Genomic DNA, 26,197 nt, shown 5'->3' with positions numbered 1-26,197 from the left:
AAGGAACGGGACTATGTCTTCTGGGTATGACCGTGTAGTGCAACCGGCGGCCGGTGACGAGGCCCTGGAGAACCACCTGGGTGGGGACGAGGCCAAGAACTATCGGCAGTACGAGTTCGACATGGTCGCCCCGCATGTCGGCCGTTCGATGCTGGAGATCGGCTCTGGCCTCGGCCACTTCGCCGAGCAGTTCCTGCCGCGGCTCGACAGGCTGGTCGTGAGCGACTTCGACCCCTACTGCGTCGAGCAGCTGGAAAAGCGGTTCGCGGGCCGCGACGACATCAGCGTCCTGCAGTTCGGGCTGCCGACCGACATCCCGCTCGAGGACAAGGTCGACACCGTCGTCATGATGAACGTCCTGGAGCACATCGAGGACGACGCCGAGGCGCTGCGCTCGCTGGCCCGGGTCACGCTGCCCGGCGGGCGGATCATCATCTGGGTGCCCGGCTACATGCAGCTCTACGGAGACTTCGACCGCAAGGTGGGCCACGTCCAGCGCTACACGCCCAAGACGCTCGGCGCGACGGTCGCCAGGGCGGGCCTGGACGTCGAGGTGCTCAAGCCGATCAACTTCCTGGGCGGCATCGCCTGGTGGGCCGCCGTGCGCCGGGGCGGCGTCGGCTACCCCGACCCGCGCCTGGTCAAGATCTACGACCGTACGGTGGTCCCGACGACCCGCTTCATCGAGCGGTTCATCAGGCCACCGTTCGGCCAGACGGTCTTCTGCGTGGCGCGGGTCCCCAAGCCGCTCACTTGATGGAGCCGGCCGTCAGGCCGCCCACCACCTTCCGCTCGATCAGCGCGAACAGGATGATCACGGGGATGGTGGCGATCACCGACCCGGCGAACAGGTTCTGCCAGTCCACCTGGTACTGACCGATGAACGAGTTGAGCGCCACCGTGAGCGGCTGGTTCTCCGGCGTCGTGGTCAGGGTCAGGGCGACCACGAACTCGTTCCAGGCGGCGATGAACGTGAAGATCAGCGCCGTGATGACGCCGGGCATGGCCAGCGGCAGCGTGATCCTGAACAGCGCCCCGAAGCGCCCGTTCCCGTCGATGAACGCGGCCTCCTCCAGCTCACGCGGGATCGAGGCGAAGTACGCGTTCAGGATCCACACCGCGAACGCCAGGTTGAACCCGCCGTTCACCAGGATCAGCGACCAGATCGAGTCCACCAGCCCGAACTGGAAGAACTCGCGGTAGATGCCGACCAGCATGGCCGTGGGCTGGAACATCTGGGTGATCAGCACGAGGATCAGGAAGGCCGTGCGCCCCCTGAAGTTGTGCCGGGCCGTGTAGTAAGCGGCGGGCAGCGCCACCAGGAGCACCAGCACGGTCGAGCCGCCGGCGACCTTGAGCGTCACCCACAGGTTGCCGGCCAGGCCACCGGCCCAGAAGTTGGCGAGGTTCGACCACACCCACTCCTTCGGCCAGAACGACACCTCGCGCAGCGACTCCTGCGAGCGCAGCGAGGTGAGCAGCATCACCACGTACGGGAACAGGAAGACGAACGCGACGACGTACGCGGCGGCCGCCACGAGCACGGTCTTGAGCTTCGGCATGCCGCGCCGCGGCGCCGGCCTGACGTGGTGACGCGGCCGGGTGGCCTGCGACGGCAGGGTCTTGATCGCCATCACGCCACCTCCTTGTTCCAGCGGGAGACCTTGAGGAAGATCGCGGTCAGGACGATCACCATGCCGAAGTTGACGACGGACATGGCCGCCGACTCGCCGATGTTCGAGCCCTTGAGGATGAACATGAGGATCGTCGAGGTGGCCGTGGAGTAGCCGGGCTGGCCGTGCGTCATGGCCCAGATGATCGGGAAGCTGTTGAAGACGTTCATGACGTTGATGAGCGCCGCCACGGTGAGCGCGGGCCGCAGCAGCGGCAGCGTGATCGACCAGTACGTCCGCAGCCGGCTGGCTCCGTCCATCCTGGCCGCCTCATAGACGTCGGCGGGGATCGTCGCCAGCCCGGCCAGCAGCGCGTACGTGGTGAACGGCACCGACACGAAGACGGCCACGAACACCAGCCACGGCATCGCGGTGGAGGCGTCGCCGAGCTGGTCGGCCGAGGCCCCGCCCATCGCGTCGATCAGCCCCAGCTTCAGCCGGATCTGGTTGATCACGCCGACCTCGGGGTCGAGCATCCACTTGAAGACGATCGCCGTCATCAGCACCGACGCGGCCCACGGCGCGATCAGCGCCCACCGGGCCACCTTACGCAGCGGGAAGTTCTGGTTGAACAGCTGGGCGAGGGCCAGCGAGATCAGCACGGTGAGCGCGACGACCGCGACCACCCAGATCACGCTGCGGACCATGATGTCGGCGAAGTCCTTCTCGCCGAACAGCTTCTCGTAGTTCGCGAAGCCGTTGCCCCCCTGGACCACCCCGAACCGGCTGATCTTGAGGAACGACGACCTGATCATCTCGATCACGGGCCAGAGCACGACCAGCGCGATCAGCACCACGGCGGGCCCGACCCAGGCGAGGGGCTCCAGGGCGCGCAACCTTCTCATGAGCAACCTTCCAAGACGGTGCGGCCGGCACCGCTGAGAGCGCCGGCCGCACGGGCCCCCGACGGATCAGCCGGCCGCTTCGGCGGTCTTCTGCAGCTCACCGAGGACCTTGGCCGGGTCGTCCTTGACGGCCCCGCCGATCGTCTGCTTGATCGCCGGGTTCACCTCGGCCCACTTGGGGTCCTGGAAGGGGTAGAAGCTGGCGTTGGGCAGCGCGTCGAGGAACGGCTTGAGCTTCTCGTCGCCCGCCAGCTTCTGGATGCCGCCGTTGGTGACGGGCAGCAGCTTGTACGTGTCCGAGATCTTCTGGGCGGCGCTGCCGGTGTAGAAGAAGTCGAAGAACTTCTTGATCTCGGCGGCGTGGCCGTTCTTGTTGAACGCCATGATCCAGTCCATGACGCCGAGCGTGGTGTCGAGCGGGCCGCTCTTGCCGGGGATCGGCGCGACGCCGTAGTTCTTCAGCCCGGCCGCGTCGAAGATCGGGATGGACATGGGGCCGCCGTTGACCATGCCGACCTTGCCCGCGCCGAAGTCCTCCCAGACCGTCTTACGGTCCTTGGTGCCCGGGTTGGGGGTGGTCAGACCGGCGTCGACCAGGCCCTTCATGTACGTGAACGTCTCGATGTTCTGCGGCGAGTTGATCGCCCACTTGCCGGAGGCGTCCTTGTAGCCGCCGCCGTTGCCCAGCATCCACAGGAACGACTCGCCCTGGGCCTCCTCCTGGCCGAGCGGCAGGCCGAAGGGCTGCGTGACGCCCGCCTTCTTCAGCTTCTCGGCGTCGGCCTTCAGCTCGTCCCACGTCTTCGGCGGCTCGGCGATGCCGGCCTTCTGGAACAGGTCCTTGTTGTAGAACAGCGCCCGCGCGGAGGAGACGAACGGGATGCCGTACGCGGTGCCGTCGACCTTGCCGAACTCGGCGAACTTCTGCAGCATGTCGCCCGAGACGTTCGGCGACAGCACCTCGTCCACCTTGTAGAGCAGCCCGTCCTTGACGAAGCCGGAGTAGTCGCCGGTCTGCAGGATGTCGGGCACCTGGCCGTTCTGGACCATGGTGGCGACCTGCTTGTCGATGTCGTTCCAGTTGATGACCTGGACGTCGACCTTGATGTTCGGGTTGGCCGCCTGGAACTCGTCCACGACGCCCTTCCAGAACGTCTCGCCCGAGTTCGGCTTGCCGGGGCCGTCGCCGTAGTCGGCGGCGACCATCTTCAGGGTGACCTGGCCGCCGCCCGACGCCTGCGTGTCGCCTCCGCCACCGCCGGAACCGCCGGAGCCGCAGCCGGCCAGGACCAGCATCGTGGCAAGGCCGAGAGCGGCGCCGCCCACAAGCTTCATGTTCACTGGAGATACCGCCTTCTCGTCGGACGGGTGCTGGTCCGTACCAGCCAACGGACCCCGTCCTGGGGGATGGGGCACGCGAGCGTACAGCTCGACGCGTTTGCGTCAGCGTAAGCCTGGATCGACGAGCCGGTCTATACCGGCTCGTATCAGTTTGAAAACGCTGAGAGCCGGAAAACCTCACAACCGGTCTAGACCGGGCGTCAGAGGATCTTTCTCCGGACGCTCTCCCCGCCCTGCGGCGTGCCGATCCACGGGCCCTCGATGGAGGGGTCGAGGATGCCTTCCTCGACGAACTCGTAGCGGCCGTCGAGCACGTAGCCGGCCAGGCGGACGTCGCCCGCGTCGCTGTTGTCCCAGAGCCGGTCGAACAGCGCGTCCACGCGGCGTCGTGCCTGGTGGCAGAAGGTGTCGGCGAGCTCGTACGGCCGGCGTCCGAGGTCCCTGGAGTCCTCCTCCGCCTTGACGCACACGGCGGTCATGGCGAACAGTTCGGCCCCGATGTCCACGAGCCTGCCGAGGAACGACTGCTTGTGCTCCAGCCGGCCCTGCCAGCGGGACATGCCGTAGAAGGTGGACCGGGCCAGCTTGCGGCTGGTCCGCTCCACGAAGCGCAGGTGCGCGGCCAGCGGGCCGAAGTCGCCGTACGACGCGGGCAGGTTGCCGGTGCCGGCCACCAGCGTGGGCAGCCACCTGGCGTAGAAGCTGCTGGCCCGGCGCAGGGCCTGGGCGCGTTCCTGGCGCGAGGCCTCGGGGTTGATCAGCTCCCCGGCGGCCGACAGGTGCGCGTCCACCGCCTCCCGGGTGATCATCAGGCGCATGATCTCCGAGGAGCCCTCGAAGATGCGGTTGATGCGGGAGTCGCGCAGCATCTGCTCGGCGGGCACGCCGCGCTCGCCGCGCGCTACGAGCGACTCGGCCGTCTCGTAGCCGCGCCCGCCCCTGATCTGGACCAGCTCGTCGAGCGCCTGGTACGACAGCTCCGACGCGTACAGCTTGGCCAGCGCCGCCTCGATCCTGATGTCGTTGCGCTGGTCGTCGGCCAGGCGGCTGGTGAGCTCGCAGAGGGCTTCGAGCGCGTACGCGCTGGCCGCGATGAACGCGATCTTCGTGGCCACGGCCTCGTGCTCGCCGACCCTGCGCCCCCACTGCACCCGCTCGTTGCCCCACTCGCGGGCGATCTTGAGTGCCCACTTGGCGTTGCCCGCGCAGGTGGCCGGCAGCGACAGGCGGCCGGTGTTCAGCGTGGTCAGGGCAATCTTCAGGCCCTGCCCCTCACGCCCGATCAGGTTCCTGGCCGGCACCCTGACCTGGGAGAACTCGGTGACCCCGTTCTCGATGCCGCGCAGCCCCATGAAGCCGTTGCGCCGCTTGACCGTGATGCCGGGAGAGTCGGCCTCGACCACGAAAGCGCTGATCTTCTTGCCGGTCCTGGCCATGACCACCAGGAGATCGGCGACGACGCCGTTCGTCGTCCACAGCTTGACGCCGTCGAGCACGTAGTCGTCGCCGTCGCGGACGGCGGTGGTGGACAGGCGGGCCGGGTCGGAGCCCACGTCGGGCTCGGTCAGCAGGAACGCGGAGATCTCGCCCGCCGCGCACCTCGGCAGGAACTCCCGCTTCTGCTCCTCGGTGCCGAACAGCTTGAGCGGCTGCGGCACCCCGATCGACTGGTGCGCCGACAGCAGCGTGGCCAGCGCCGGGCAGTACGAGCCGACGAGCATGAGGGTGCGGCAGTAGTACAGGTAGGGCAGCCCGAGCCCGCCGTACTCCTCGCCGATCGTGATCCCGAAGGCCCCGAGCGCCGCGAGGCCCTTGACCACCTCGTCGGGCACCTGCGCGGTCCGCTCGATGAGCGCGGGGTCGACGTGGGCGTCGAGGTAGCGCCGCACCGCCCTGACGAACTCCTCACCCCGCTTGGTCGCCTCGTCGGACAGCGTCGGCACGGGGTACACGAGATCCAGCCGGTAGTCGCCGAGGAAGAGCTGCTTGGCGAAGCTGGGCCGCGTCCACTCCTTCTCGCGGGCCTGCTCGCCGACCTCCCTGGACTCCGCGTACTTGGCGTGCTCGGTCATAGCACCTCCCGACGATGCGCCGTCCTGTGCTAGGAGTACTGCCCGCCTGACGGCCCCATGCGCCGTTTCATCGCTTGATTTTGTACGAACGGCGAACATTCGCTTTCAGGACTCCGATCGCCACCACGGCGAGCACGGCGGGCACCACGAGATAGGCACCGCAGAACGCCAGCGCCACGAGCGACAGCCCCGCGCCCACCACGGCCGTGTTCCGGTGCCGCCCCGCGGGCAGCATCCGCACGGCCGCCACCACGCCCGCCGCCGTGACCGCCGCCAGGCAGGCCGAGGTGGCCCGCATGAGCAGGTCCAGGTCCACCGCCCACACCAGCACGGGCACGCTGAGCACGGCGAGCAGCCCCAGGCTCCGGTACGGCGTCTCGCCCGGCGCCCCGCCCCTGGCGAACCAGCCCGGCAGCGCCCCGTCCCTGGCCATGGCCGCGCCCAGCCGGGAGGCCCCGGCGAGGTAGGTGTTGACCGCGCCGAAGGTCAGCAGCACCGCCACGACCCCGGTGACGGGCCGCGCGGCGGGGCCGATGCCGGTCTCCAGCATGGCGGTGAGCGGCACGCCGGTCATGTCGGGGCCGAGCACGCCGACGGAGGTGACCGACACGCCCACGTACAGGATCCCGATCACGACGAGCGTCACCGCGGTGGCCCGGACCAGGCCGTTCCCCTTGCCGGCGAACTCGGCCGACAGGTGGCTGGCCGCCTCCCAGCCGACGAAGGCGAACAGGAGCACGCCGGCCGCGCCCGCCACGCCCGCGGCGCCGTGCGGGGCGAAGGGGGTGAAGTTGCCCAAATCTGCGTACGGCGCGGCGGTGATCACGGCCGTGGCCAGGAGCGCGACGAGCAGGACGACAAAGCCGATCTGCAGCCGTCCCGAGGTGCGCAGCCCGGCGGCGTTGGCGGCGAAGGCGGCTCCCAGGATCAGGCAGGCGGCCAGGGTGGCGTCCATGCCCAGCGTGGCCTCGACGTACTGGCCGCCGACCAGCGCGCCGGCGACGGTGCCGATGGGGACGGCGCCGTAGAACCACCAGCCGACCACGGCCGAGGCGTGCCGGCCGAAGGCGAGCCCGGCGAAGCTCGCCACTCCCCCGCCGTCGGGGTATCTGGCGCCGAGCGCGGCGAAGGTCAGCGCGACCGGGACGCTCAGCGCCAGCAGCCCGGCCCAGGCCAGCACGGACGCGGGCCCCGCGGCCGCGGCGGCGAGGTGCGGCAGCACCAGCATCCCGGGTCCGAGGACCGCCCCCACCAGCAGTGCCGTGCCATGTCCCGCGCCTATGCGATGTTCCGACATGCAGCCGAAAATAGTCCGGCCATTCGGACCGAATCCCCCTCAGCCGAACGAATGGCCGGAACCGCGTGGGACCATCCACTCATGGACGAACTTGATTCGGAGATCGTGCGGCTGCTCCAAACGGATGCGCGGCAGTCCAACCGGGAGCTGGCCCGGCAGCTCGGCGTCGCGCCCTCGACCTGCCTGGAGCGGGTCAGGTCGCTCACCCGGCGCGGCGTGATCCGCGGCTACCACGCCGAGATCGACCCGGCCGCGCTCAACCGGAGCGTGCAGGCCATGGTCTCGGTCCAGGTACGGCCGCTGAGCCGGGCGGTGATCAACGCGTTCAAGTCGTCGGCGGCGGCGATGCCGGAGGTGCTCAGCGTGTTCGTGCTGGCGGGCGGGGACGACTTCCTCCTGCACGTGGCGGTGCAGGACCTGGACCACCTGCACTCGTTCCTGCTCGACCGGCTGAGCAAGCGCAAGGAGATCGTCGGCTTCCGCACGTCGGTGATCTTCCAGCAGGTGCACAACACCGTCCCGGAGCGCCTGACCTGACTTTCGTCAGGGGTGACACTGGACGGTCGGCCGATCCGGAGGGTGGGGGCGACTTCCTAGGTTTCTCTCCGTGATAGCAGTGAAGTCCCTCCTGATCGGCCTCTCGACGGCGCTGACCCTCGCCCCCGCCCCGCAGCCGACCTCCCAGACCATCGACGCCTACCTGCGCCAGGCCATGGAGTCCACCGGACTGCCCGGCATGTCCGTGGTCGTGACGCACAACGGCGAGGTCGTGCACGCGGCCGGCTACGGCCACGACTCCGAGGGGCGTCCCGTCACCGCGAACACCCCGATGCGCGTGGCCTCGGTCAGCAAGTCGTTCACCGCGATGGCCGTGATGACGCTCGTGGAGCGCGGCAAGATCAAGCTGGACGAGCCGGTGGCCGGGCAGCTGCCGGGGTTCCGGATGGCGGACCCGCGCGCGGCGGCGATCACCGTACGGCAGCTGCTGAACCAGACCTCCGGCCTGTCGGACACGACCGTCGACATCGCCGCGGTGGAGGGCGCCACCTCACTCGCGGACTACACCTCCCGGCTGTCCGGCTCCGGGCTGCGCGCCGCCCCCGGCACCCGCTGGGAGTACTGCAACGTCAACTACGACCTGGCCGCCCGGCTGGTCGAGGTGGCCTCCGGGCAGCGGTTCGGCGACTACCTGCGGGAGCGGGTGTTCGGTCCGCTGGGCATGAAGTCCAGCGCCGTCAGCGACCAGGTCGTCCGGCCGGCCGACGGCTACAACTCGATCTTCGGCGCCTGGCTCCCGCGTCCCGAGCTGTCCGGCTTCCTCAACGACAGCGGCTCGGGCGGGGTCATCACCACGGCCGCCGACATGGGCAGGTGGCTGATCGCGCAGTCGGGCGACGGGCGCCCCCTGGTCAAGCGGGAGAGCCTGGACGCCATGCACACGCCCACCAAGATCCGCGACTACGGCATGGGCTGGGGCGTCGAGCGGGAGACCGGGCAGCTCGTGCACTCGGGGAACCTGTTCACCTACAACGCCGTCGAGGCGATCTCCCCCAAGACCGGCTACGGCTTCGCCGTCATGGCGAACGGGGCGGCGCTGACCGACGACACCTACACCGTCATGCAGGGGCTGACCGCCCTGAGCGAGGGCCGCGCCCCTGAGGTGCCCGGAGGCGACCGGCAGCTGTTCGAGCTGGTGCTGGGCGTGCTGGCGTTGGCCGCGGCCGGTCTCGGCGTCCTGGGCGTGCTGCGCGCCCGGCGCTGGGCCGCCCGGCGCGCGGGCAAGCGGGTCTGGTGGCGGCTGGTGCCGGTGCTGCTGCCCGTGGCCGTGCTGGCGGCCTATCCGGACCTGATCTCGTTCCTCATGAACGGGCGGGCGGTGACGTGGGCCCAGCTCACCTACTTCGCCGCGCCCCTGTCGATCACGCTGCTGGTGGCGGCGCTGTCGGGGGCGGCGGTGGCGGTGTCCCGGCTGATGGCCGCCCGGCGTTAATTCGGTTGCACGGGATTACGGCCGGCCCGTACTGTCATGGACATGCGCCTTTACCTGTGATTCACCGCTGCTCAGCAGCGAGATCGCCCGTCATCCGTTCCAGACGCGGCAGCTGAGCTTGCCGACCGGCCTCGATGAGCCGCGTCGTGAGTCTGTGTAAAGGAGCTCCCTCATGCGAGTCCGTTCATCCAGGAAAAAGAACCTTCCCGGATTGCCCGTGACGCGGCCGATGCCCAAGATGCCGCAACGGCCGATCATGCCGCCCCGGCGCATCCCGCCGAAGGGCCGCTGAGACAACTACCAGGATGGGTAGTTAGGCGGGCGCCGCCTCCACCGTACGCCAGGAGGCGGCGCCCGCACCTTTCATGCCTTTCAGAGGCGCTCGATGATGGTGACGTTGGCCTGGCCGCCGCCCTCGCACATCGTCTGCAGCCCGTACCGGCCGCCCGTGCGCTCGAGCTCGTGCAGGAGCTTGGTCATCAGGATCGCGCCCGTGCCGCCGAGCGGGTGGCCGAGCGCGATGGCGCCGCCGTTCGGGTTGACCTTGGCCGGGTCGGCGCCGAGCTCGTGCGTCCAGGCCAGCGGCACCGGCGCGAACGCCTCGTTGATCTCCACCACGTCGATGTCGTCGATCGACATGCCGGCCTTCTCCAGCGCCCGCCGCGTGGCGGGGATGGGCGCGGTCAGCATGTAGACCGGGTCGTCGCCCATGAGGGCGAGCTGGTGGATGCGGGCCCGCGGCGTCAGGCCGTGGTCCCTGACCGCCTGCTCGGAGGCGATCAGCACCGCGCCGGAGCCGTCGGAGATCTGCGAGGAGGTGGCGGCGGTGATCTGGCCGCCCTCCTTCAGCGTCTTGAGCGTGGCCATCTTCTCCAGGGTCGTGTCGGCCCGCGGCCCCTCGTCGTCCTCGACGCCGTTGACGGGGGCGATCTGGTCCTTGAAGTAGCCGTTGGCGATGGCCTTGGCGGCGCGCTGGTGGGACTCGAGCGCGAACCGCTCCAGCGTCTCCCGCGTGTAGCCCCACTTCTCGCACATCAGCTCCGCGCCGCGGAACTGCGAGATCTCCTGCTTGCCGTACCGTTCGACCCACTTCTCGCCGAACGGGAAGGGCATGCCCTTCTCCAGCGCGGCCGTGATCGACGAGCCCATCGGCACGATGCTCATCGACTCCACGCCGCCGGCCACGACCAGGTCCTGCGTGCCGGACATCACGCCCTGCGCGGCGAAGTGGATCGACTGCTGCGAGGAGCCGCACTGCCGGTCGATCGTGACGCCGGCGGTGGTCTCCGGCAGGCCCGCCGAGAGCCAGGCGTTCCGCGCGATGTCCATGCTCTGGGGGCCGAACTGCATGACGCACCCCATGATGACGTCCTCGACCGCCGCGGGGTCGACGCCCGTGCGGTCGATCAGCGCCTTCAGCGTGTGCGCGGCCAGGTCAGTGGGGTGGACGGTGGAAAGGCCGCCCTTCTTCTTGCCGACCGGGGTGCGGACCGCCCCGACGATGTACGCCTCTGCCACAGTGCCTCCTGGAAACCGAGCATTATTCGGTTACTAGGGGCAGACTACAACAGAACGACGTTCTACTCACGCGTGGGCGGGACCAGGTCCTCCGCCGCGTCCACCCGGAACCGCCAGCGGTCCACGACCAGCCCGTTCAGCGACTCGGCCAGCTCCAGCGCGAGCGCGCCCAGCTTGGCGGGCTCGTCGCCGCGCAACTCGATCGCGGTCAGCTCGACGGCGAAGGGCAGGAGCTCCTGCACGGCGGGCGGCTGCCCCTTCTCCGGGACGAGCACGGCCCGGATGTCACCGGCCGTGAACGCGAACTCGTCCTCCTCGTCCTGCTCCAGCAGCGGCGCCAGCTCCTCGGCGGCCGGCCGCGCCGGAAGGATGACGGCGGGCCCGCTCTCCTCCTCGTCGGCGGGGTCGGTCACCTCGCCCCGGCACACCGCGAGCCCCTTGAGCCGGAAGGCCAGGCCCTCGGCGAGATAGCGGTCGAAGAAGTTCAGCGGCAGCGGCCCCTCGGCGGCCACCCTGACCGCCCACACCTTCTCCAGCTCGCCACCGGTCAGCTCGGACTCGGCCTCCACGGGCGCGTACACCCGCACGTCGGTGGCCACGATGTCGTCGCCGTCCTTCTTCGCGCCCGGGTCGGCGAGCCGCACGATGCGCAGCAACTCGGCCGGATCCGGCTTGGCGGGCAGGGCCGCCGTCGGGCCGGTACGCAGTCTCCGCTTGGCCATCCAGCCCATAGCCCGCCTCCGCGCTAGTCAGCTTCGATAGGAGCTCGTCATCGTCGCGTAGACGATGACGTTGTCGTCGTAGTGGCCGATCGTGCGATCGTAGTTCCCACCGCAGGTGATCAGGTGAAGCTGGGCGTTCTCCCGGGGCCCGTAGACGCGCTCGGTCGGGAACGTCTTCTTGCTCGCCTGCTCGATGCCGCCCACGGTGAACACCGCGGTCGTCCTGTCCTGGCGCTGGATCTCGATGGTGTCGCCGTTCTTGAGCTCGGGGAGCCTGCTGAACACGGCGCTGCGCGTCCTGGTGTCCTTGTGCCCGAGGATCACGGCCGGCCCCGCCTCACCCGGGGTGGACATGTTCCGGTACCACCCGGCCAGGTTCGGGTTCTCCGACGGGGGCACCTGGATCGTCCCGTCCTTCTTCAGCCCGACGGACATGATCGGCGCGTTGATCCCGAGCTTCTTGATCACGATCCGCTTGGGCGTGGACGGCAGCATGGGGGGCGCGGCGTTGATCTGCGGCAGCGGCGGCGGCACGTCGGGGGCCGCCTGGAAGAACGCCTGCTCCGGCTGCCCGGTGGCCTTGCCGTCCGGCTGTGCCTGCAGCTTCAGGGTCTCCCGGTTGCTGCTCGCGAGGCCGTACTCCTGGGGGGAGTTCAGCACGATCAGCAGCCCGGCCACGACGGTGACGACACCGGCGATGGCCGCCCCGATGAGCACGGTCCTGAGCGCCGCACTCCCCTTGTCCGCGGGTGGCGGCACCTGCCCGCCACCGCCGCCGCCGTACGGATAGTGCCCCGACATCTTCGTCAGCCCCTGGTGGCGTTACGGCGCCGCATGACGAGCCCGCCGACGGCCGCGGCGCCCACCAGCGCGGTGCCGGTCAGGATGAACATCCGCCCGTCGGGCCCCGCCTCACCGCCACCACCGGTGTCGGCCCCGGCCTTGGGGGTCTTCGACTTCTTGGTGGAGCTGGAGGGGGTGACCGTCACCGTGGCGGTGCTGGTCTTGGTGGGCTTGGGGGTGGAGGTCGTGTTGGTCGGGGTGGAGGAGGTCGTCGGGGTGCCGGTGGAGGAGCCCACCTGGAAGGTGAACGTCTTGAGGCCGGTCGTGGGGGCCAGGCACTTGATCGAGGGCGAGGACGCCGAGGTCCCGAAGGCCAGGTCGCCGGCGGTCAGCGTCACGGTGCCCGTGGTGGTGGGCTTGATCTTGACGGTGACGCTGGTGGGGAGCGTGATGGGCTGGCCGATCGTGACGGTGCCGAGCGTCGCCTCCCCGGTCGCGGTGGTGGGGACTCCGGCCCCGCTCGCCTTGACGGTGACGAACATCTTCGGGCTGGTGGTGGGGAAGCCCGTGGGGGCCTTCAGCGATTGGCCGGTGGACTGGACGACGCCGGTCCAGGTGATCGAGGCGTCGGCGTTGGCCGTGGCGCTGGTGGGCGGCGTCATGGTGACCTTGATGTCGACGTCAGCCGGGTAGTCGGCGTCGCCGCCGCCGCTGGCGACGTCGCAGTCGTACTCGACGACGTCATCGGTCCCGCCACCGCCACCGGTCCCGATCGTCACGTCCAGGACCTCGGTCGACTGCGTCGTGCATGTCGTCGTTGCAGTGCTGGGCGAGAGGAGGCTCAACACCAGTTGGCCGGGCTTCACGCTGACCTTGCCCGTCGTGCCGGTCGGCACGGAGACCTTGTAGACCACGTCCTTGGCCGGCACCGTGGTGCTGGTGGTGACATTGGCGCCAGTCTTCGCTCCAGGGTCCTGGATCGAGCCCGGCGTCGGCGTCATTGTGGCGTTGACCTGCAAGGTCGTAGCCGCCGTCGGCGCGGTTGCCAGCGTCAGCTCCGGGATCTTCACCGTCAGGTCGAAGGTCGTGCCAGCGGTCACCGAATCGGGAGCGCTGAGCCCGACGCTGACGGTCTGAGTAGTGGTGCTGCTGAGCAGAGACCCCGTGCACGCGTAGCTGAACTGCTTCGTCACGGCGGCTAACGCGGCCGTCGGGGTGGAGACCACGAAGATGGAGCCGACGAAGATCGCGAGCGTACCCGTCAATCCCAATGCGGACGTCTTATGGGCGAGGCGGCGCCACGCCTGGGACATAAGCACGGGTCCATCTCCGTTCAAGGCAAGTTTCAACAGTCGTGCCAGAATTCCAGCCGTTGGTCACGGTTAGGTTGAGATCCTACGAACTGTCCCTGTCAAGTTCCCGTAAACCGCCAACACCCTAGCCCTTCTTCTTGGACAACGTGGCGTACACGACGATGTTGTCGGTGTAACTGTGCGCCGTCTTGTTGAAGACGCCACCGCACGTGATGAGCCGCAACTGCGCGTTGCTCGTGTTCCCGTACACCCGCGACGTCGGGAACGTCGACTTGCTCGCCTGCTCGATCCCGCTCACCGTGAACCGCGTGACCTTGCCGTCCGACCGGTACACGTAGATCTGGTCGCCCTTGGCCAGTTCCCGGAGGCGGTCGAAGACGGCGGGGCCCTTGCGGGTGCTCACGTGGCCGTTGATGACCGAGGGGCCGAGCTCGCCGGGCACCGGGGAGCCCTTGAACCAGCCCGTCTGGTTGGGCCTGGTCAGGGGCGGGGTGCCGAGCTTGCCCTTGCGGTCCACGGTGACGGCGCCGATGGGCGCGTTCACCTTGATCTTGGGGATCTTGATGCGGATCGGCCTGGGCCGGGTGGCCGCCTTGGCCTTGGTCGAGGGGATCGGGGACACGACCGGGACCGCCGGGAGCGGGGGCGGCGCGTCCAGGCGGGCCGGGGTCAGGGGGATGCCCTTGCCGCCGGGGCCCACGGTGGCCGGGAGGACGAACGCGCCCGCGTTCGCCACCTCGACCTGCGTCGGCGTGTCCTGCGCCGCCGCCAGCGAGCCCGAGGCCTCTTCCGTGGTGGGCCACAGCGAGAGCATGCTCACCATGACCAGGCCGACGCCGCCCAGCGAGCCGGCGATCAGCAGTCCGGGCAGCGCCCGCTGCATTGGTGTCTGCTCGGTCATCAGTGCGCTCCTCCCGCGTGCGCGGCCCTGCGCCGGCGCAGCAGCAATCCGCCGCCCGCGCCGCCGATCACCAGCGCGGCCATCAGCCCGTACGGTCTGTCCTCGCGATCCGGCGCCTCACCGCTGTCCACACCGCCCTTGGGGGTGTTGGCGACCTGCGCCCGGTAGTACTTGGTCGCGGTCGGCCCGGTGGCCTTGGGGGTGGTCGTGCTCGTGCTGGTGCCGGTGGCGGTGGGGACGACGATCACCCGCCCGAGGCCTATGTCGGTGGTCCGGTTGTTCGGGGTGGTGTGGGTCCCGGTGGGCGTCGGGTTGGTCGGGTCGGTCGTCGGGCTGTTCGTCGAGGTGTTGGTGGGGCTGACGGGCGGCGACTGCGTGCCGGTGGGGCCCGACTTGGCCCGTACGGTCACCACGACCGACACCGGCGAGCTGGCCAGATTGCACTTCGCGCCGTGGTAGCCGGTGGGGGTCTTGGACGTGTTGGTGGTCACCCGGAAGGCGTCCAGCCAGGCCGGCTTGTTCGCGGCGTTCACGATCTTGATCTTGTGCTGGCCGTAGGTCAGCGGCGCGGACGTCCACAGCGTCTGCCCGCCGTCCATGTCGTCGTTGACCGGCACGTCGTCGTCGGAGCGGGAGGGGTCCACCGTGGCCCGCTTCTGGTCGTCGATGTAGATGTCGACCGGGCCGGCGTCCTTGTCGGTCGGCCCGATGTACTCCACACCGGTCCCGATGAAGGTCAGCTCGGCGGAGGCGTTGATCTCGTCGGTCTGGTGGAGGTCGTTGTGCACGTGGTTCTCGGAGCCGGGACGGTCGTCCAGGGAGACCCAGCCGCTGCTGTAGACGATCCCCATGTCCGAGGGGTTGTCGGCGTCGTCGCCGTCGTTGACCACCACGCTGCCGTCCGGCGGGGTGAAGTCCAGCTCGATGTCCTTGGGCGTGACCGTGATGGTGCCCGGCTTGTCGGTCAGGCCGGGGTCGTTCATGGTCTCGGGGAGGGACAGGTGGCTGTCGGGGCGCAGCGCCTTCTCGGGGTCGGCGCTGCCCTTGGGCTGCAGGATGCCCTGCCAGCTGCTGGTGAGCTGCACGTTGCCGGTGCCGTGCACCTGGCCGCCGGCGGGGAAGTAGCCGGGCGACTGCAGCCGGCTGTCGTTGGCGTAGTGCAGCTTCCAGGTGAAGTTGAGCGGGTCTCCGACGACCAGGTCCGTCGCGAAGGTGAGGTTGGTCTTCAGGCGGACGGGACCGTGCCTGACGATGCTGTTGGGGCCGGACGCCACGCAGTCGTACTCGACGACGAGGTCGGCCGGTGCGGCGATTGCCGGCGTACCTGGCAACACCACGATTCCTAAAGCCGCCACCGATCCGACCGATGCGGCGATCAACGCCTTGCGCCACCGACTCACGGGAGACTCCGATCACGCCACAAAACAGACCGAGGGTAGATCTTAGAGTCGAAAACACCCTCAACACATGCCGAATGGGGCAACGTCCGGCACTTGTGATGAAGCCGTGTCCACAGGTATCCGCCGTACCAGGAAAAGAGGGTATACCTGCCAGTAACAGAACTCTATTCGGGAGGACCTGATGCGGCGAGACCTCTTCGACGAGGAGCACCTGCTCTTCCGCGAGACCGTGCGCGAGTTCATGGCCCGCGAGGTCGTGCCGCACCACGCCCAGTGGGAGAAGGACGGCATCGTCCCGCGCGAGGTCTGGAAGAAGGCGGGAGAGCTCGGGATGTTCGGGTTCTCGGTGCCCGAGGAGTACGGCGGGGCCGGGGTCACGGACTTCCGCTACAACGCCGTGATCGTCGAGGAGATCATCAGGAACGGCGCCTCCGGGCTCGGGTTCTCGTTGCACAACGACGTGATGGCGCCGTACCTCGTGGATCTGACGAACGACGAGCAGAAGCAGCGGTGGCTGCCCGGCTTCGCGAGCGGCGAGCTGATCAGCGCGATCGCGATGAGCGAGCCGGGGGCCGGCAGCGACCTGCAGGGGATCAGGACCACGGCCCTGCGCGAGGGTGACCACTACCTGGTCAACGGGCAGAAGACGTTCATCACGAACGGCATCAACGCCGACCTGGTCGTCGTCGTGGCCAAGACCGACCCCGACGCGGGCGCCAGGGGGACCACGCTGATCGTGGTCGAGCGCGGCATGGAGGGGTTCGAGCGGGGGCGCAATCTCGAGAAGATCGGGATGAAGGCCCAGGACACGGCCGAGCTGTTCTTCGAGAACGTACGCGTGCCCGTCGCCAACCGCCTGGGCCCGCGCGACGGCGAGGGCTTCTTCCAGCTCATGAACAACCTCCCGCAGGAGCGCCTGTCGATCGCCGTGGCGGCGGTGGCCGCGGCCGAGGCCGTGCTGGAGGAGACCATCGAGTACTGCAAGACTCGGCAGGCCTTCGGGCGGAACATCGGCTCGTTCCAGAACACCCGGTTCGTGCTGGCGGAGCTGGCCACCGAGACCGAGATCGCCCGCCACTACGTGGACAAGTGCATCCTGGCGCTCAACGCCGGGCAGCTCGACGCGGTGGACGCGGCCAAGGCCAAGTGGTGGACCACCGAGCTGCAGACCAAGGTCATCGACCGCTGCCTCCAGCTCCACGGCGGGTACGGCTACATGATGGAGTACCCGGTCGCCAAGGCGTGGCTCGACAGCCGGGTGCAGACGATCTACGGCGGCACCACCGAGATCATGAAGGAGATCATCGGCCGGTCCTTCGGATTCTGACCGCGGGAGGGCGGTCCTTCGGGTTCTGACCGCGGGAGGGCGGTCCTTCGGGTTCTGACCGCACGGACAGGCGGTCCGCGCCGCATACTGGAGACCATGGACGGCGGCCTGATCCTCCTGGCTTTCCTGGCGTTGCTGTTCGCCTGGGGCCTCAACCGCGTGCGCCGGGCGATCCGCCTGGGACCGGTGGGCTACGGCGGCGTGATGATCGTGTTCATCATCGTCATGCTCCTCCTCTGGGGCCAGACCAAGACCTAACCGGACATGCCCTCGACGAACCGGGTGAGCAGCCGGGCGAACTCCGCCCGGTCCTCCTCCGGCCACCCCTCCATGACCGCCGCGAACGCCGCCTGCCTGGCCCGATGGGCCTGCTCCAGCGCCGCCCGCCCGGCCTCGGTCAGCACCAGCCACGCCTTGCGCCCGTCGGCCTGATCGGCCTCCCGCCTGACGAGGCCCGCCGCCACGGCCGCCGCCACCATCCGGCTCGCCCTCGGCTGATCGACGCTGAGCGCCTGCGCGACCGTGGACACGGTCACGGACCCGTCGCCGCCCTCGATCACGTCGAGCACCTCGTACTCCGGCCCCACGGCGCCCTGCTGCCGCGCCAGCACCCGCCGGCTCTGCCGCCGCCTGATCGCGACCATCGCCCGCTCGACCGCGGCAATATACTTGTCTTCATACATATTGTTGTTATCCTACATTCATGGACAAGCCCATCGGCCACTGGCTGAAGCATCTCGACAACCTGCTGGAAGACGCCATGGAGCAGGCGCTCCAGACCACGACCCGCCGGGAGTGGCAGGTGCTCAACCTGGCGGCCCAGGAAAGCACGTACACCATGCCGTTCACCGGCGTCGACGAGGCCGTGGAGCGGCTCACCGCCAGGGGCTGGCTGGCGGACGGCCGGCTCACCGACGCGGGCAGGGCCGCGCACGGCGAGATCTCCGAGAAGGTCGGCCGGTTCCGGCAACGGGTGCTCGAAGGCGTGAGCTCGCAGGAGTACCTGGCCACCGTCGACGTGCTCCGCCGCATGTCGGCCAACCTCGATCACTGGCGCGCGGCCCCCGCCGGCTCGGGGGACGACCACGCGGCGAAGACGGTGGCGCCGTAGGGAGTGAGCCGCAGGACGGGGATCTCCCGCCTGAGCGGATTGCCGTCGCGGTCGATCGTGATGTCACCGCCGGCGCCCTGGACGTCGATGGTGCCGCTGCGCAGCATGGCCGCCACCTCCTGCGGCCCAAGCCTCGCGAGATCGTCCTTGGCGTACCTGTCGATGGCCTTGATCGCGACGTACACGGCGTCGTGGTGCATGATCGCGTGGCCGTCGTCGAGCGATTCCGTGGGGAACAGCCGCACGTATCCCTTCTCGTCGCCGTTCCCGAACCTCGCCTTGATCGCGGGCAGGACGCGGCTGCCGTGGTCGGTGACGTTCGCGGAATGGGCCAGGGCGGTGTAGTACAGCCGGATCCTGCCGCCGTTGTCCTCCCAGATGGGGCTCTGGACGAGGTGGGCCTGCTCGCTGGTGTCGTCCCCGGCGAAGACGCTGATGTCGCGCTGCGCACAGGGGCGCGACAGGCTGAGACCGCGTAACAGCGCGGGCAGCCCTCGGGCGCGACCGGCGTAGAAGACGGCGTTGGCGTCGGAACCGCAGATCGTGTCCGCGATGTTCCCGATGACCGTGCTGGAGGCGTTGACCGTCGAGTCGAACGTCAGCGGCCGGCCGCGCCTCTTGGCGTCGACGACGCGGGCGAGAGTCTTGTCGTAGGCCTCGCCCAGCGTCCGGCTGTAGCTGTCGCCGGGTTTGGTGTCCATGACGACGACCGGCTTGAGCGCGGGAACGGCCTGCCCGGCGAAGCGCACGAGAGCCGCCGCCTCGTCGCTGTTCAGCGGCGCCATCCGCACCAGTGCCTCGTGACGCTGCAGCTCGTCCGAGGTGATCACGGCCGCCACCATCGCGATCTTGCTCTTGCTGAGCCGGTCGATCACGCGCCTGGTGGCCTCGACGCTGTTCCCGAGCCCGGTGACGGCGAGGATGCGTTCGCTCCGGACGCGGCCCTCCAGGTCCGTGACCGTGTCCTCCCACGCGTCCGAGCTGATGTTGCCGACGAGCAGCCTGATGTACGGCGCCGCGGACTGCTCCCTGTTCCGCCAGAGCTGCGCCAGATGTGACCCCTGGAGGGCATGCCGGATGGTGTCGAAACCCATCCCCGTCTCGGTCACATCACCCGACATCGGGAGCAGCAGCAGGATGGTGACGTACTCCCCCGGATGCTTCGCGATCACGTTGTCGTTCTCCGCGTGGATGCGCTCCATGATGTCGGCCAGGCTCGGGTCGAAGGCGTCGCTCGCGTCGGTGAGCCTGGACGGCGCGCGGAGGGCGAAGGTGAGGCCCGTCGCGACGAGCACGGCGACGAGGGCGCCGAGCGCGGTCCACCGCCGGCGGCGACGCCTGACGTAGGCGGGAGCGGGCTCGATCTGGAGGCCGGCGTCAGAGATGCTGCTCATACCTCTCGGCCTCTCGGTTGAAGATCGACCGGCCGGTCGTCCTGAGACCCGCCAGCTGCCTGAACTCGTGCGCGATCTCCGTCGCGCGCCGGCCGGGTGGATCGAGGACGGGATCGAGCCAGAACCACCGGGCCACCACCAGCGTCCTGATCATGGAGGTCCGGTCCCGCCGTTCCGTGTCGGCCGAGCCGACCGCCAGCGAGTCGTACAACGCCGCCAAGGGCCGGTCCAGCGGCAGCCGGTTGGGGGCCGCGGTCACCTGCTCGTAGAGCTGGACCCACTCCGACAGGCGGCTGCCGCGGCGGCCGGTCACGTCGAGCTGCCCGAACCTCTCGTTCAGAAACGCCACGACGGTCTCCAGCCGCGGATCGTACGCCTCCGTGACGCGGGCCAGCGTGTGATAGGCGGCCGAGGCGTCGTCGGCCACTTCCTGCTTGCGGTAGAAGCTCTCCATCGTCTCGTGGACCTGGTCCCAGCGCTCCGGCTCCGCGGCGAGGTGGTGCAGCAGCAGCCTTCTGAGCCAGGGATGGATGACGGTGATCTCCTCACCGCCGGAGGAGGAGCGCTCCCAGGCCCCGCCTCGGCTGTCGGCGGCGCTCTGCGTGGTGAGCCACAGCCGCTCGGTCAGCTCGCGGCGGAGGTGGGAGGCGGTGCTGGCCCCGTCGAGCAGCGCGTTCTCGGCGTCGTCCACGTTCCTGGCCGCCGACCAGGCCGTCAGCAGGTCACGCCGGGGCAGGTGGTCGGGCATCAGGCGGCGCAGGGCGTCCTTCTCGTTCAGGATGGCGCGGAACTCGTCGTCGTCCTCGGCGTTCCCGAGCAGCTCGCCCAGTTCACGGGCGGCGTACGGGTAGCCCCCGGTCAGCTCGTGGACCGCGCGCGCGTACACCGCCGCGGTCCTGCCGGTCGGCAGGCCGGGCATGAGCACGGGATACCACCAGCGCTGCTCGCCGTCGTCCCGCCGCCTCAGCCAGTCCTGGTACGTGGCCGCGGCGAGCTGCGGCGGCCGGCGGGCCCCCGGCGCTCCCGGGCACGCCCAGCCCGTCATCCCCTTCGGCCAGGTCCTCGACGCGGCCACGACCACCAGGGGATCCGCGCTCGCGCCGGCTTCGGAGCGCCTGGCCCTGGCGGCGACGAGCGCCTGCAGGAAGGCGCTGCCCGCCGGGCTGTCGGCGTCGTCGAGCAGCAGCAGGCAGTTGCGCGCGTGGCGCGGTCTCGCCCACGCCTGGGCGAGGTCCTCGAGGAACGCCTCGACGAGTATCCCCCGCGCGCCCTCCGCCCGCTCCCCGCCGATCTGCTGGTCCTGTACGAGATTCAGGACGTCACCGCCGAGCCGTTCCGAGAGCCACGCCCTGGCCACGCGGTGAACCCGATCGGCGGCGTCCAGCCGGCGACCGAGAAGCTCCGCGACATAAACCAGAAATTTCAGCCAGATGCCGATATTAGGCAATAATGAGGCGATATCTCGCCACTGCGCCGCGTCATTGGGATCAATGCGCGCCTTGCGCTGAAGACGCCGCTGTAGCTGATCTTCGAGTTCTGAACGCGACAATTTCGGATTGAGGCCGAGCACCACCAGCGTGAAGACCGTGCGGGGCAGCCGTACCTTCTCAAGCGCCGCCAGGTCATAGGCGATCCGCTGGATCACGTCGGCGACGGTGCTGCCGTGCGCCGGGTGGAGCGCCAGGTTGACCGCCGGAGAGGGCGGTTTCCGCACGCTGCGCGAGATCTGCGTGAGGGTCGCGCTCTTCCCGGTGCCCGCCAGCCCGAGCAGAAAAATGACGGGCAGCTCGTGCCGCCCGGGAGGATGAGTTCTCTGGAGGCACCCGCGCAACAGCGGGTACCAGGAGTCGTCCGCCATGAATTCCGCCATACGGCAATATCGGATGAGCGATCGATACCGGGAAACCTATCCCATCCCTTTGGCGGGGGCAGCGAAATTCATGAAATGGCGCTGGATTCCAGAATGACGCGGGCGACGAGGCCGGGGTCGTCGCTCATCGGCACGTGACCGCACCCCTTCAGCAGCTTGACCCGCTGCCCCGACCAGCGGGCCGCGCGCACGGCCTGGCGGCGCGGCAGGAGCCGGTCACGCTCGCCCCACGCGATCGTGATGGGCGCCTTCGGCGGGGCGGGCGGCATCAGGCCGGCGAACGACTCCAGCGTCTCGTCGAAGCCGCCGGCCCAGGCCAGCGCCTGCATGGCCGCGATCTGAGCGGTGGCGGAGAGCCTGGCGGGGTGGGCGACCAGGAGCCCGGTCGAGACGGCGCGCAGCAGCGGGTTGCCGGCCGTCCTGGCGGCATGCCGTGCGGGGATCGACCGGGCCGAGGCCCGCAGGGCACGCAGCACGGACTGGCAGTAGAGCAGCTCAGGCCGGGACCAGAAGCCGATCGGCGCCAGCGCGGTGGCCGTGCGTACGACGCCGCGCGAGGCCAGCTCCAGCGCGATGTAGCCGCCGAGCGAGTTTCCCGCCACGTGCGGCTCGCGCACGCCGAGCACCGCGCAGAACGACTCGACCGCGTCGGCCAGCGACTCGGCGGTGTAGGTGACGCCCTCCGGCAGGCCCGGCGATCTGCCGAAGCCGGGCAGGTCGAGCGCGATCACCGTACGCGCGGCCGCCAGGCGGTCCAGCACCGGCAACCACCCCTGCCAGTGATGGCCGATCCCGTGGATGAGGATCAGCGGCTCGCCGGTGCCCCGTCGTTCGAAGGCCAGCTCCATACAGCCAGCTAATCACTCACCTGCCGCGAGTGGGAATCTCGAACCAGACGGCTTTGCCTTCCCTGGTAGGACGCGATCCCCAACGCCTGGCCAGCTGGTCGACGAGGTAGAGGCCGCGCCCGCCCTCGTCGTTCTCCCCCGCGCTGCGGATGCGCGGCAGGCGCAGGTCCTGGTCGAAGACCTCGACCCAGACCGCCTCCTCGCCCCTGCGCAGCCTCAGCGTGAACTCCTTGTCGCCGACCCCTTCGTCCTCGAAGCCGGGCACGTCCCAGGACTCGTCGAACGGCAGCGGCGGCCCCTCCACGACCAGCTCCCTGCGGGGCACGCTGGCGGTGGCGGCGTGGAGCACGACGTTGGTCACGACCTCGGAGACGAGCAGGCAGGCCAGCTCGGCCCGCTCCTCGGGCACGTTCCAGCTGGAGAACGCCTCCGACGCCATGCGGCGCGCCTCGCCCACCATGATCGGCTGGGCGGGGAACGTGCGCTCCTCGACGTCGAGGTCGACGTCGCTGGAGCGGACGACCAGGATCGCCATGTCGTCGTCGATGTCGCCGGGCACGGCCACCGTGGCGGCGTCGGCGATGCGCTCGACCTCGGCGCCGGACATCTTGGCGAGCTTTTCGCAGAGCACGCCGAGCGTCTCTTCCTCGCTCGGCACCCGGCCGTCGCGGCCCGGGCGGCGGTCGACCAGGCCGTCGGTGTAGAGCAGCAGCGCCGCGCCCGGCGGCAGCGTACGCGTCTCCTCCTTGTAGACCAGGTCGGCGTGCAGGTTGGCGTGGACGCCGAGCGGCTGGCCGACCTCCTCGATGTCGAGCTCCACGCACTGGCCGTCGACCAGCAGCAGCGGCGGCGCGTGGCCCGCGTTGGCGAAGGACAGCTGGCGCGACCAGGCGTCGTAGACCAGATATTGGCAGGTCACGATGGGCGGGATGCTGACCTCGGCGCCGTTGTCGTCGTGCTCGGGCGTGGCGATGATGCGGGTCCACTCGTCGAGCCTGGCCAGGATGTCGGCCGGCGACTTGTCGTCCTGCGCGAAGGCCCGCAGCGCGGCCCTGAGCTGGCCCATGATGGCCGCAGCCTTGGCGCCCCGGCCCTCGACGTCGCCGATCACGATGCCGACCCGGCCCGCCGAGAGCGGGATCACGTCGTACCAGTCGCCGCCGACCTGGGTCTGGATGCCCTGGCCGTGGGAGGCGAGCGGGGCCGCCGGGTAGTAGCGCACCGCGATCTGCAGGCCGTCGAGCTGCGGCAGCGCCCGGGGCAGCAGGTATTTCTGGAACGACTCCGCCGTGTGGCGCTCCTCCTCGAACAGCAGCGCGTTGTCGATGGCGAGCGCGACCCGGGTGGCGATGGCGCCGACGAAGTCGCGGTCGAAGGCGTCGTAGTGGGGGCTGCGCCGGTCGGTGAGGTTGGACAGGCCCAGATACATCAGCCCGAGCGTCTCGCCGCGCACCAGCAGGGGGGCCACGATGGCGGAGGTCATGCCGATCTCGCCGCACAGGCGGGCGCTGCCCTCACTGGTGGCCGGGTAGCTGCTGGTGGCGAAGCTCTCGACCAGGATCGTCTCCTGGCGGCGCAGCGCCGTGTCGGCGTAGTGGCCGGAGGGGTAGCGGATCTCCGCGCCCACCGGCTTCCAGGTGCCCGACGGCGGCGTCCAGCCCTGGACGTGCTGGGAGACCCGGCGCACGAGCCGGTCGCCCTCCATCAACTCGATGAAGCAGTGGTCGGCGAACTGGGGGACCAGCATCTCGGCGACCCGCTTGAGCGTCTCCTCGACGTAGAGCGAGCCCGCCAGCCGCTCGCCGATGCGCTCCAGCAGGCCGAAGCGGTCCTTCTCCCGCTCGTTGCTGCGCAGCGCCTCGCGGGCCGTGATGACGATGCCCGTCACCGAGCCCGAGGTGTGGCGCAGCGGCACGGCCTGGGCGCGGACGTAGATGATGGTCCCGTCGCCGCGCCTGACGTCGAACGTGCCCTCCCACACGCCGCCCTTGAGCACGTGCTTGGCCAGCTCGATGGCCAGCGGGTGGTCCTTCTCCATGATCCCGAGGGACAGGACGGACGCGTCACGCGACGGTGACTTGCCCTGATGGCCGAAGAGCTTCTCGGCGAAGGGGTTCCAATAGAGGAGATTGCTGAAACGGTCGGTGACGATCACCGCCATCTCAGCGTGATCGAGCACAGATCCGGCACCAAGGTGATCAGCCGTCTCCTGTGACAGATCCCCCCAACGATTCATCCGGAGACCACTCCTTGGGGTGGCATGCACGCAAAGTGGACCACGGGCGCTCCTGCAACAGTCTTGGCCAGGGGGGAGTGGAGGGTCTCCCAGGAGGGATTCAACCAAGCCGCTGCGCGCGCGTCAGCGCTTGGAGACAAAAACGTGCGCGGCGACATCGCGCGGAAGCTCCGCGGGAGTGTCGTTCGCGTCACCGTCACCTGTCACCCGCACACCGTCGTCGCTCGCCGCGAGCGTCACCTCGCGTCCGGGTTGTATCCCAACTTGCTTGAGTTTAAGCATCACAGCAGGATCGCTTTGCACTTGTTCGCTAATTCGACGCACGACGACCGGCGTGTCCCTCGGCCCGGCCAGATCCGACATCGATGTCAGCACCCCGGCGCCGCCCTCGGGGGGCTCCTTGGCGCCCAGCTCCGCGAGCCCGGGGATGGGGTTTCCGTGCGGGCAGACGGTGGGGTTGTCGAGCAGGGTCACCAGGCGGGCCTCGACCGACTCCGACATGACGTGCTCCCAGCGGCACGCCTCGATGTGCACCTCTTCCCAGGGAAGGCCGATCACCTGGGTGAGCAGGCACTCGGCCAGCCGGTGCTTGCGCATGACCCGGGTGGCCAGCGTGCGGCCCAGGTCGGTCATGGACAGGTGGCGATCGCCCTCCACGCGGACGAGGCCGTCGCGCTCCATGCGGGCGACGGTCTGGCTCACGGTGGGGCCGCTCTGCTGCAGGCGCTCCGCGATGCGGGCGCGAAGGGGGACGATGCCCTCCTCCTCGAGCTCGTAAATCGTGCGGAGGTACATCTCCGTCGTGTCGATCAGGCCGTGTGCGGTCAAGGCAGTCCTCCCAATCAAATGTTACGCCGGTCGTGGCGGGGACTGGGCCCGTCCGCAGCGGGCACAGAAGTCACAGGAACCCTATTGGGAGAACGACCGACGATGGTTAAGGACGGAAACAAAGGAGCGGCCGAGTTCCTTCCCGACCAGCTCGATCTCGACTCGCTGCGGCGCGCGGCCGCCTCCTGCCAGGGCTGCGGGCTCTACCGGAACGCCACGCAGACCGTTTTCGGCGAGGGTCCGCAGCGGGCTCGGTTCATGCTCGTGGGCGAGGAGCCGGGAGATCAGGAGGACCGGCGGGGACATCCTTTCGTGGGGCCGGCCGGGCGCATTCTGGACAAGGGACTGGAAGAGGCGGGAATCGAGCGGGACGACGTTTACGTCACCAACGCCGTCAAGCATTTCTCTTTCGTCCTTCGCGGCAAGCGGCGTATCCACCAGAAGCCGACGGCCGCCGAGGTGGACGCCTGCCATCCGTGGCTCGACGCGGAGCTGGCCCTCGTGCGACCCGAGGTGGTCGTGGTGCTCGGGGCGACGGCGGCCAGGGCGCTGCTCGGGCGGGAGTTCCGCGTGACGCACCACCGGGGCGAGCCGGTGCCGCTCGGCGACGCGCTGGCCGTGGCCACCGTGCACCCGTCCGCCGTGCTGCGGGCGCCCGACAGGGACCAGGCGTACGCGGGCTTCCTGGCCGACCTGAAGGTGGCCGCCCAGGTCGTCTGACCTCTGAT

Annotated in this window: 24 protein-coding genes; 7 read left to right on the top strand and 17 right to left on the bottom strand. The window is 69.5% G+C overall.

Annotation, left to right across the window (positions count from 1 at the left end; all coding sequences use genetic code 11):
* Positions 1–13: 13 nt before the first annotated feature.
* On the top strand, positions 14–757 hold the full coding sequence (locus HD596_RS18465; RefSeq protein WP_185070555.1) for a class I SAM-dependent methyltransferase: 744 nt from the start codon (positions 14–16) through the stop codon (positions 755–757).
* Here HD596_RS18465 and HD596_RS18460 read toward each other — a convergent pair.
* The 5 genes from HD596_RS18460 to HD596_RS18440 all read right to left on the bottom strand — a co-directional run bounded on the left by HD596_RS18460 (position 750) and on the right by HD596_RS18440 (position 7,228).
* Positions 750–1,634 (bottom strand): carbohydrate ABC transporter permease, encoded by an 885-nt coding sequence (locus HD596_RS18460; RefSeq protein WP_246554547.1) that lies wholly within the window; start codon positions 1,632–1,634, stop codon positions 750–752. The two genes, HD596_RS18465 and HD596_RS18460, sit on opposite strands and share 8 nt — an antisense overlap.
* Positions 1,634–2,518 carry a carbohydrate ABC transporter permease gene (locus HD596_RS18455; RefSeq protein ID WP_246554544.1) on the bottom strand — a complete coding sequence of 295 codons (885 nt, stop codon included), beginning with the start codon at positions 2,516–2,518 and terminating at the stop codon, positions 1,634–1,636. The genes HD596_RS18460 and HD596_RS18455 overlap by 1 nt, the downstream gene beginning before the upstream one ends.
* Before the next feature lie 66 nt (positions 2,519–2,584).
* On the bottom strand, positions 2,585–3,853 hold the full coding sequence (locus HD596_RS18450) for an extracellular solute-binding protein (protein ID WP_221520512.1): 1,269 nt from the start codon (positions 3,851–3,853) through the stop codon (positions 2,585–2,587).
* A gap of 206 nt (positions 3,854–4,059) precedes the next feature.
* Positions 4,060–5,931, bottom strand: a complete 1,872-nt coding sequence (locus HD596_RS18445; RefSeq protein WP_185070553.1) for an acyl-CoA dehydrogenase family protein — start codon at positions 5,929–5,931, stop codon at positions 4,060–4,062.
* Positions 5,932–5,998: 67 nt separating this feature from the next.
* Positions 5,999–7,228, bottom strand: a complete 1,230-nt coding sequence (locus HD596_RS18440) for an APC family permease (RefSeq protein WP_185070551.1) — start codon at positions 7,226–7,228, stop codon at positions 5,999–6,001.
* Positions 7,229–7,309: 81 nt separating this feature from the next.
* Here HD596_RS18440 and HD596_RS18435 point away from each other — a divergent pair, with 81 nt between their 5' ends.
* Positions 7,310–7,765 (top strand): Lrp/AsnC family transcriptional regulator, encoded by a 456-nt coding sequence (locus tag HD596_RS18435; RefSeq protein ID WP_185070549.1) that lies wholly within the window; start codon positions 7,310–7,312, stop codon positions 7,763–7,765.
* Positions 7,766–7,835: 70 nt separating this feature from the next.
* Entirely contained in the window at positions 7,836–9,218 is a 1,383-nt protein-coding gene (locus HD596_RS18430) for a serine hydrolase domain-containing protein (protein ID WP_185070547.1), read from the top strand.
* A gap of 372 nt (positions 9,219–9,590) precedes the next feature.
* Here the strand turns inward: HD596_RS18430 and HD596_RS18425 are convergent, their stop codons facing one another.
* The 6 genes from HD596_RS18425 to HD596_RS18400 form a co-directional block, all read right to left on the bottom strand.
* Positions 9,591–10,736 carry an acetyl-CoA C-acetyltransferase gene (locus tag HD596_RS18425; RefSeq protein WP_185070544.1) on the bottom strand — a complete coding sequence of 382 codons (1,146 nt, stop codon included), beginning with the start codon at positions 10,734–10,736 and terminating at the stop codon, positions 9,591–9,593.
* Between the two features lie 62 nt (positions 10,737–10,798).
* On the bottom strand, positions 10,799–11,458 hold the full coding sequence (locus HD596_RS18420; RefSeq protein ID WP_185070542.1) for a hypothetical protein: 660 nt from the start codon (positions 11,456–11,458) through the stop codon (positions 10,799–10,801).
* 27 nt (positions 11,459–11,485) lie between these two features.
* Positions 11,486–12,259 carry a class F sortase gene (locus tag HD596_RS18415; protein WP_185070541.1) on the bottom strand — a complete coding sequence of 258 codons (774 nt, stop codon included), beginning with the start codon at positions 12,257–12,259 and terminating at the stop codon, positions 11,486–11,488.
* Positions 12,260–12,264: 5 nt separating this feature from the next.
* Positions 12,265–13,512, bottom strand: a complete 1,248-nt coding sequence (locus HD596_RS18410) for a hypothetical protein (RefSeq protein WP_185070540.1) — start codon at positions 13,510–13,512, stop codon at positions 12,265–12,267.
* A gap of 166 nt (positions 13,513–13,678) precedes the next feature.
* Positions 13,679–14,455, bottom strand: a complete 777-nt coding sequence (locus tag HD596_RS18405) for a class F sortase (RefSeq protein WP_185070539.1) — start codon at positions 14,453–14,455, stop codon at positions 13,679–13,681.
* Complete coding sequence (locus tag HD596_RS18400) at positions 14,455–15,855, bottom strand: hypothetical protein (protein ID WP_185070538.1); 1,401 nt, start codon at positions 15,853–15,855, stop codon at positions 14,455–14,457. The genes HD596_RS18405 and HD596_RS18400 overlap by 1 nt, the downstream gene beginning before the upstream one ends.
* A 181-nt stretch (positions 15,856–16,036) precedes the next feature.
* Between HD596_RS18400 and HD596_RS18395 the strand changes: the two genes are divergently transcribed.
* Both HD596_RS18395 and HD596_RS18390 read left to right on the top strand, forming a co-directional pair.
* Positions 16,037–17,182: an acyl-CoA dehydrogenase family protein gene (locus tag HD596_RS18395; protein ID WP_185070536.1), complete on the top strand. Its 1,146-nt coding sequence runs from the start codon at positions 16,037–16,039 to the stop codon at positions 17,180–17,182.
* Positions 17,183–17,278: 96 nt separating this feature from the next.
* Entirely contained in the window at positions 17,279–17,440 is a 162-nt protein-coding gene (locus HD596_RS18390) for a hypothetical protein (protein WP_185070534.1), read from the top strand.
* On the opposite strand, the gene HD596_RS18385 is transcribed toward HD596_RS18390, so the two are convergent.
* Entirely contained in the window at positions 17,437–17,865 is a 429-nt protein-coding gene (locus HD596_RS18385) for a MarR family winged helix-turn-helix transcriptional regulator (protein WP_185070532.1), read from the bottom strand. The genes HD596_RS18390 and HD596_RS18385 overlap by 4 nt on opposite strands.
* 20 nt (positions 17,866–17,885) lie before the next feature.
* Between HD596_RS18385 and HD596_RS18380 the strand changes: the two genes are divergently transcribed.
* Complete coding sequence (locus tag HD596_RS18380; protein ID WP_185070530.1) at positions 17,886–18,293, top strand: helix-turn-helix domain-containing protein; 408 nt, start codon at positions 17,886–17,888, stop codon at positions 18,291–18,293.
* Here HD596_RS18380 and HD596_RS18375 read toward each other — a convergent pair.
* From HD596_RS18375 to HD596_RS18355, 5 genes are all read right to left on the bottom strand, one after another.
* A complete protein-coding gene (locus HD596_RS18375; protein ID WP_185070528.1) occupies positions 18,230–19,687 on the bottom strand; it encodes a type 1 periplasmic-binding domain-containing protein in 1,458 nt (485 codons plus the stop codon). The two genes, HD596_RS18380 and HD596_RS18375, sit on opposite strands and share 64 nt — an antisense overlap.
* A complete protein-coding gene (locus HD596_RS18370; protein WP_185070526.1) occupies positions 19,671–21,557 on the bottom strand; it encodes a hypothetical protein in 1,887 nt (628 codons plus the stop codon). Before HD596_RS18370 ends, HD596_RS18375 begins: the two co-directional genes overlap by 17 nt.
* A 68-nt stretch (positions 21,558–21,625) precedes the next feature.
* Positions 21,626–22,405 (bottom strand): alpha/beta fold hydrolase, encoded by a 780-nt coding sequence (locus HD596_RS18365; protein WP_185070525.1) that lies wholly within the window; start codon positions 22,403–22,405, stop codon positions 21,626–21,628.
* A 16-nt stretch (positions 22,406–22,421) separates the two neighbouring features.
* Positions 22,422–24,641 (bottom strand): ATP-binding SpoIIE family protein phosphatase, encoded by a 2,220-nt coding sequence (locus HD596_RS18360; protein ID WP_185070523.1) that lies wholly within the window; start codon positions 24,639–24,641, stop codon positions 22,422–22,424.
* A 123-nt stretch (positions 24,642–24,764) separates the two neighbouring features.
* On the bottom strand, positions 24,765–25,469 hold the full coding sequence (locus HD596_RS18355) for an iron-dependent transcriptional repressor DtxR (RefSeq protein ID WP_185070520.1): 705 nt from the start codon (positions 25,467–25,469) through the stop codon (positions 24,765–24,767).
* Between the two features lie 102 nt (positions 25,470–25,571).
* Between HD596_RS18355 and HD596_RS18350 the strand changes: the two genes are divergently transcribed.
* Entirely contained in the window at positions 25,572–26,189 is a 618-nt protein-coding gene (locus HD596_RS18350; RefSeq protein ID WP_185070518.1) for a UdgX family uracil-DNA binding protein, read from the top strand.
* Positions 26,190–26,197 lie beyond the last annotated feature (8 nt).

It is taken from the genome of Nonomuraea jabiensis (assembly GCF_014204795.1).
Lineage (GTDB): Bacteria > Actinomycetota > Actinomycetes > Streptosporangiales > Streptosporangiaceae > Nonomuraea > Nonomuraea jabiensis.
This window is presented reverse-complemented; position numbering and strand designations above follow the sequence as displayed.

Coding starts and splice junctions, on each gene's coding strand:
- HD596_RS18360 (WP_185070523.1), bottom strand. CDS start 24,641: ATGAATCGTTGGGGGGATCTGTCACAGGAGACGGCTGATCACCTTGGT.
- HD596_RS18420 (WP_185070542.1), bottom strand. CDS start 11,458: ATGGCCAAGCGGAGACTGCGTACCGGCCCGACGGCGGCCCTGCCCGCC.
- HD596_RS18350 (WP_185070518.1), top strand. CDS start 25,572: ATGGTTAAGGACGGAAACAAAGGAGCGGCCGAGTTCCTTCCCGACCAG.
- HD596_RS18445 (WP_185070553.1), bottom strand. CDS start 5,931: ATGACCGAGCACGCCAAGTACGCGGAGTCCAGGGAGGTCGGCGAGCAG.
- HD596_RS18370 (WP_185070526.1), bottom strand. CDS start 21,557: ATGGCGGAATTCATGGCGGACGACTCCTGGTACCCGCTGTTGCGCGGG.
- HD596_RS18450 (WP_221520512.1), bottom strand. CDS start 3,853: ATGAAGCTTGTGGGCGGCGCCGCTCTCGGCCTTGCCACGATGCTGGTC.
- HD596_RS18380 (WP_185070530.1), top strand. CDS start 17,886: ATGGACAAGCCCATCGGCCACTGGCTGAAGCATCTCGACAACCTGCTG.
- HD596_RS18440 (WP_185070551.1), bottom strand. CDS start 7,228: ATGTCGGAACATCGCATAGGCGCGGGACATGGCACGGCACTGCTGGTG.
- HD596_RS18365 (WP_185070525.1), bottom strand. CDS start 22,405: ATGGAGCTGGCCTTCGAACGACGGGGCACCGGCGAGCCGCTGATCCTC.
- HD596_RS18390 (WP_185070534.1), top strand. CDS start 17,279: ATGGACGGCGGCCTGATCCTCCTGGCTTTCCTGGCGTTGCTGTTCGCC.
- HD596_RS18465 (WP_185070555.1), top strand. CDS start 14: ATGTCTTCTGGGTATGACCGTGTAGTGCAACCGGCGGCCGGTGACGAG.
- HD596_RS18435 (WP_185070549.1), top strand. CDS start 7,310: ATGGACGAACTTGATTCGGAGATCGTGCGGCTGCTCCAAACGGATGCG.
- HD596_RS18405 (WP_185070539.1), bottom strand. CDS start 14,455: ATGACCGAGCAGACACCAATGCAGCGGGCGCTGCCCGGACTGCTGATC.
- HD596_RS18415 (WP_185070541.1), bottom strand. CDS start 12,259: ATGTCGGGGCACTATCCGTACGGCGGCGGCGGTGGCGGGCAGGTGCCG.
- HD596_RS18375 (WP_185070528.1), bottom strand. CDS start 19,687: ATGAGCAGCATCTCTGACGCCGGCCTCCAGATCGAGCCCGCTCCCGCC.
- HD596_RS18460 (WP_246554547.1), bottom strand. CDS start 1,634: ATGGCGATCAAGACCCTGCCGTCGCAGGCCACCCGGCCGCGTCACCAC.
- HD596_RS18385 (WP_185070532.1), bottom strand. CDS start 17,865: ATGTATGAAGACAAGTATATTGCCGCGGTCGAGCGGGCGATGGTCGCG.
- HD596_RS18455 (WP_246554544.1), bottom strand. CDS start 2,518: ATGAGAAGGTTGCGCGCCCTGGAGCCCCTCGCCTGGGTCGGGCCCGCC.
- HD596_RS18395 (WP_185070536.1), top strand. CDS start 16,037: ATGCGGCGAGACCTCTTCGACGAGGAGCACCTGCTCTTCCGCGAGACC.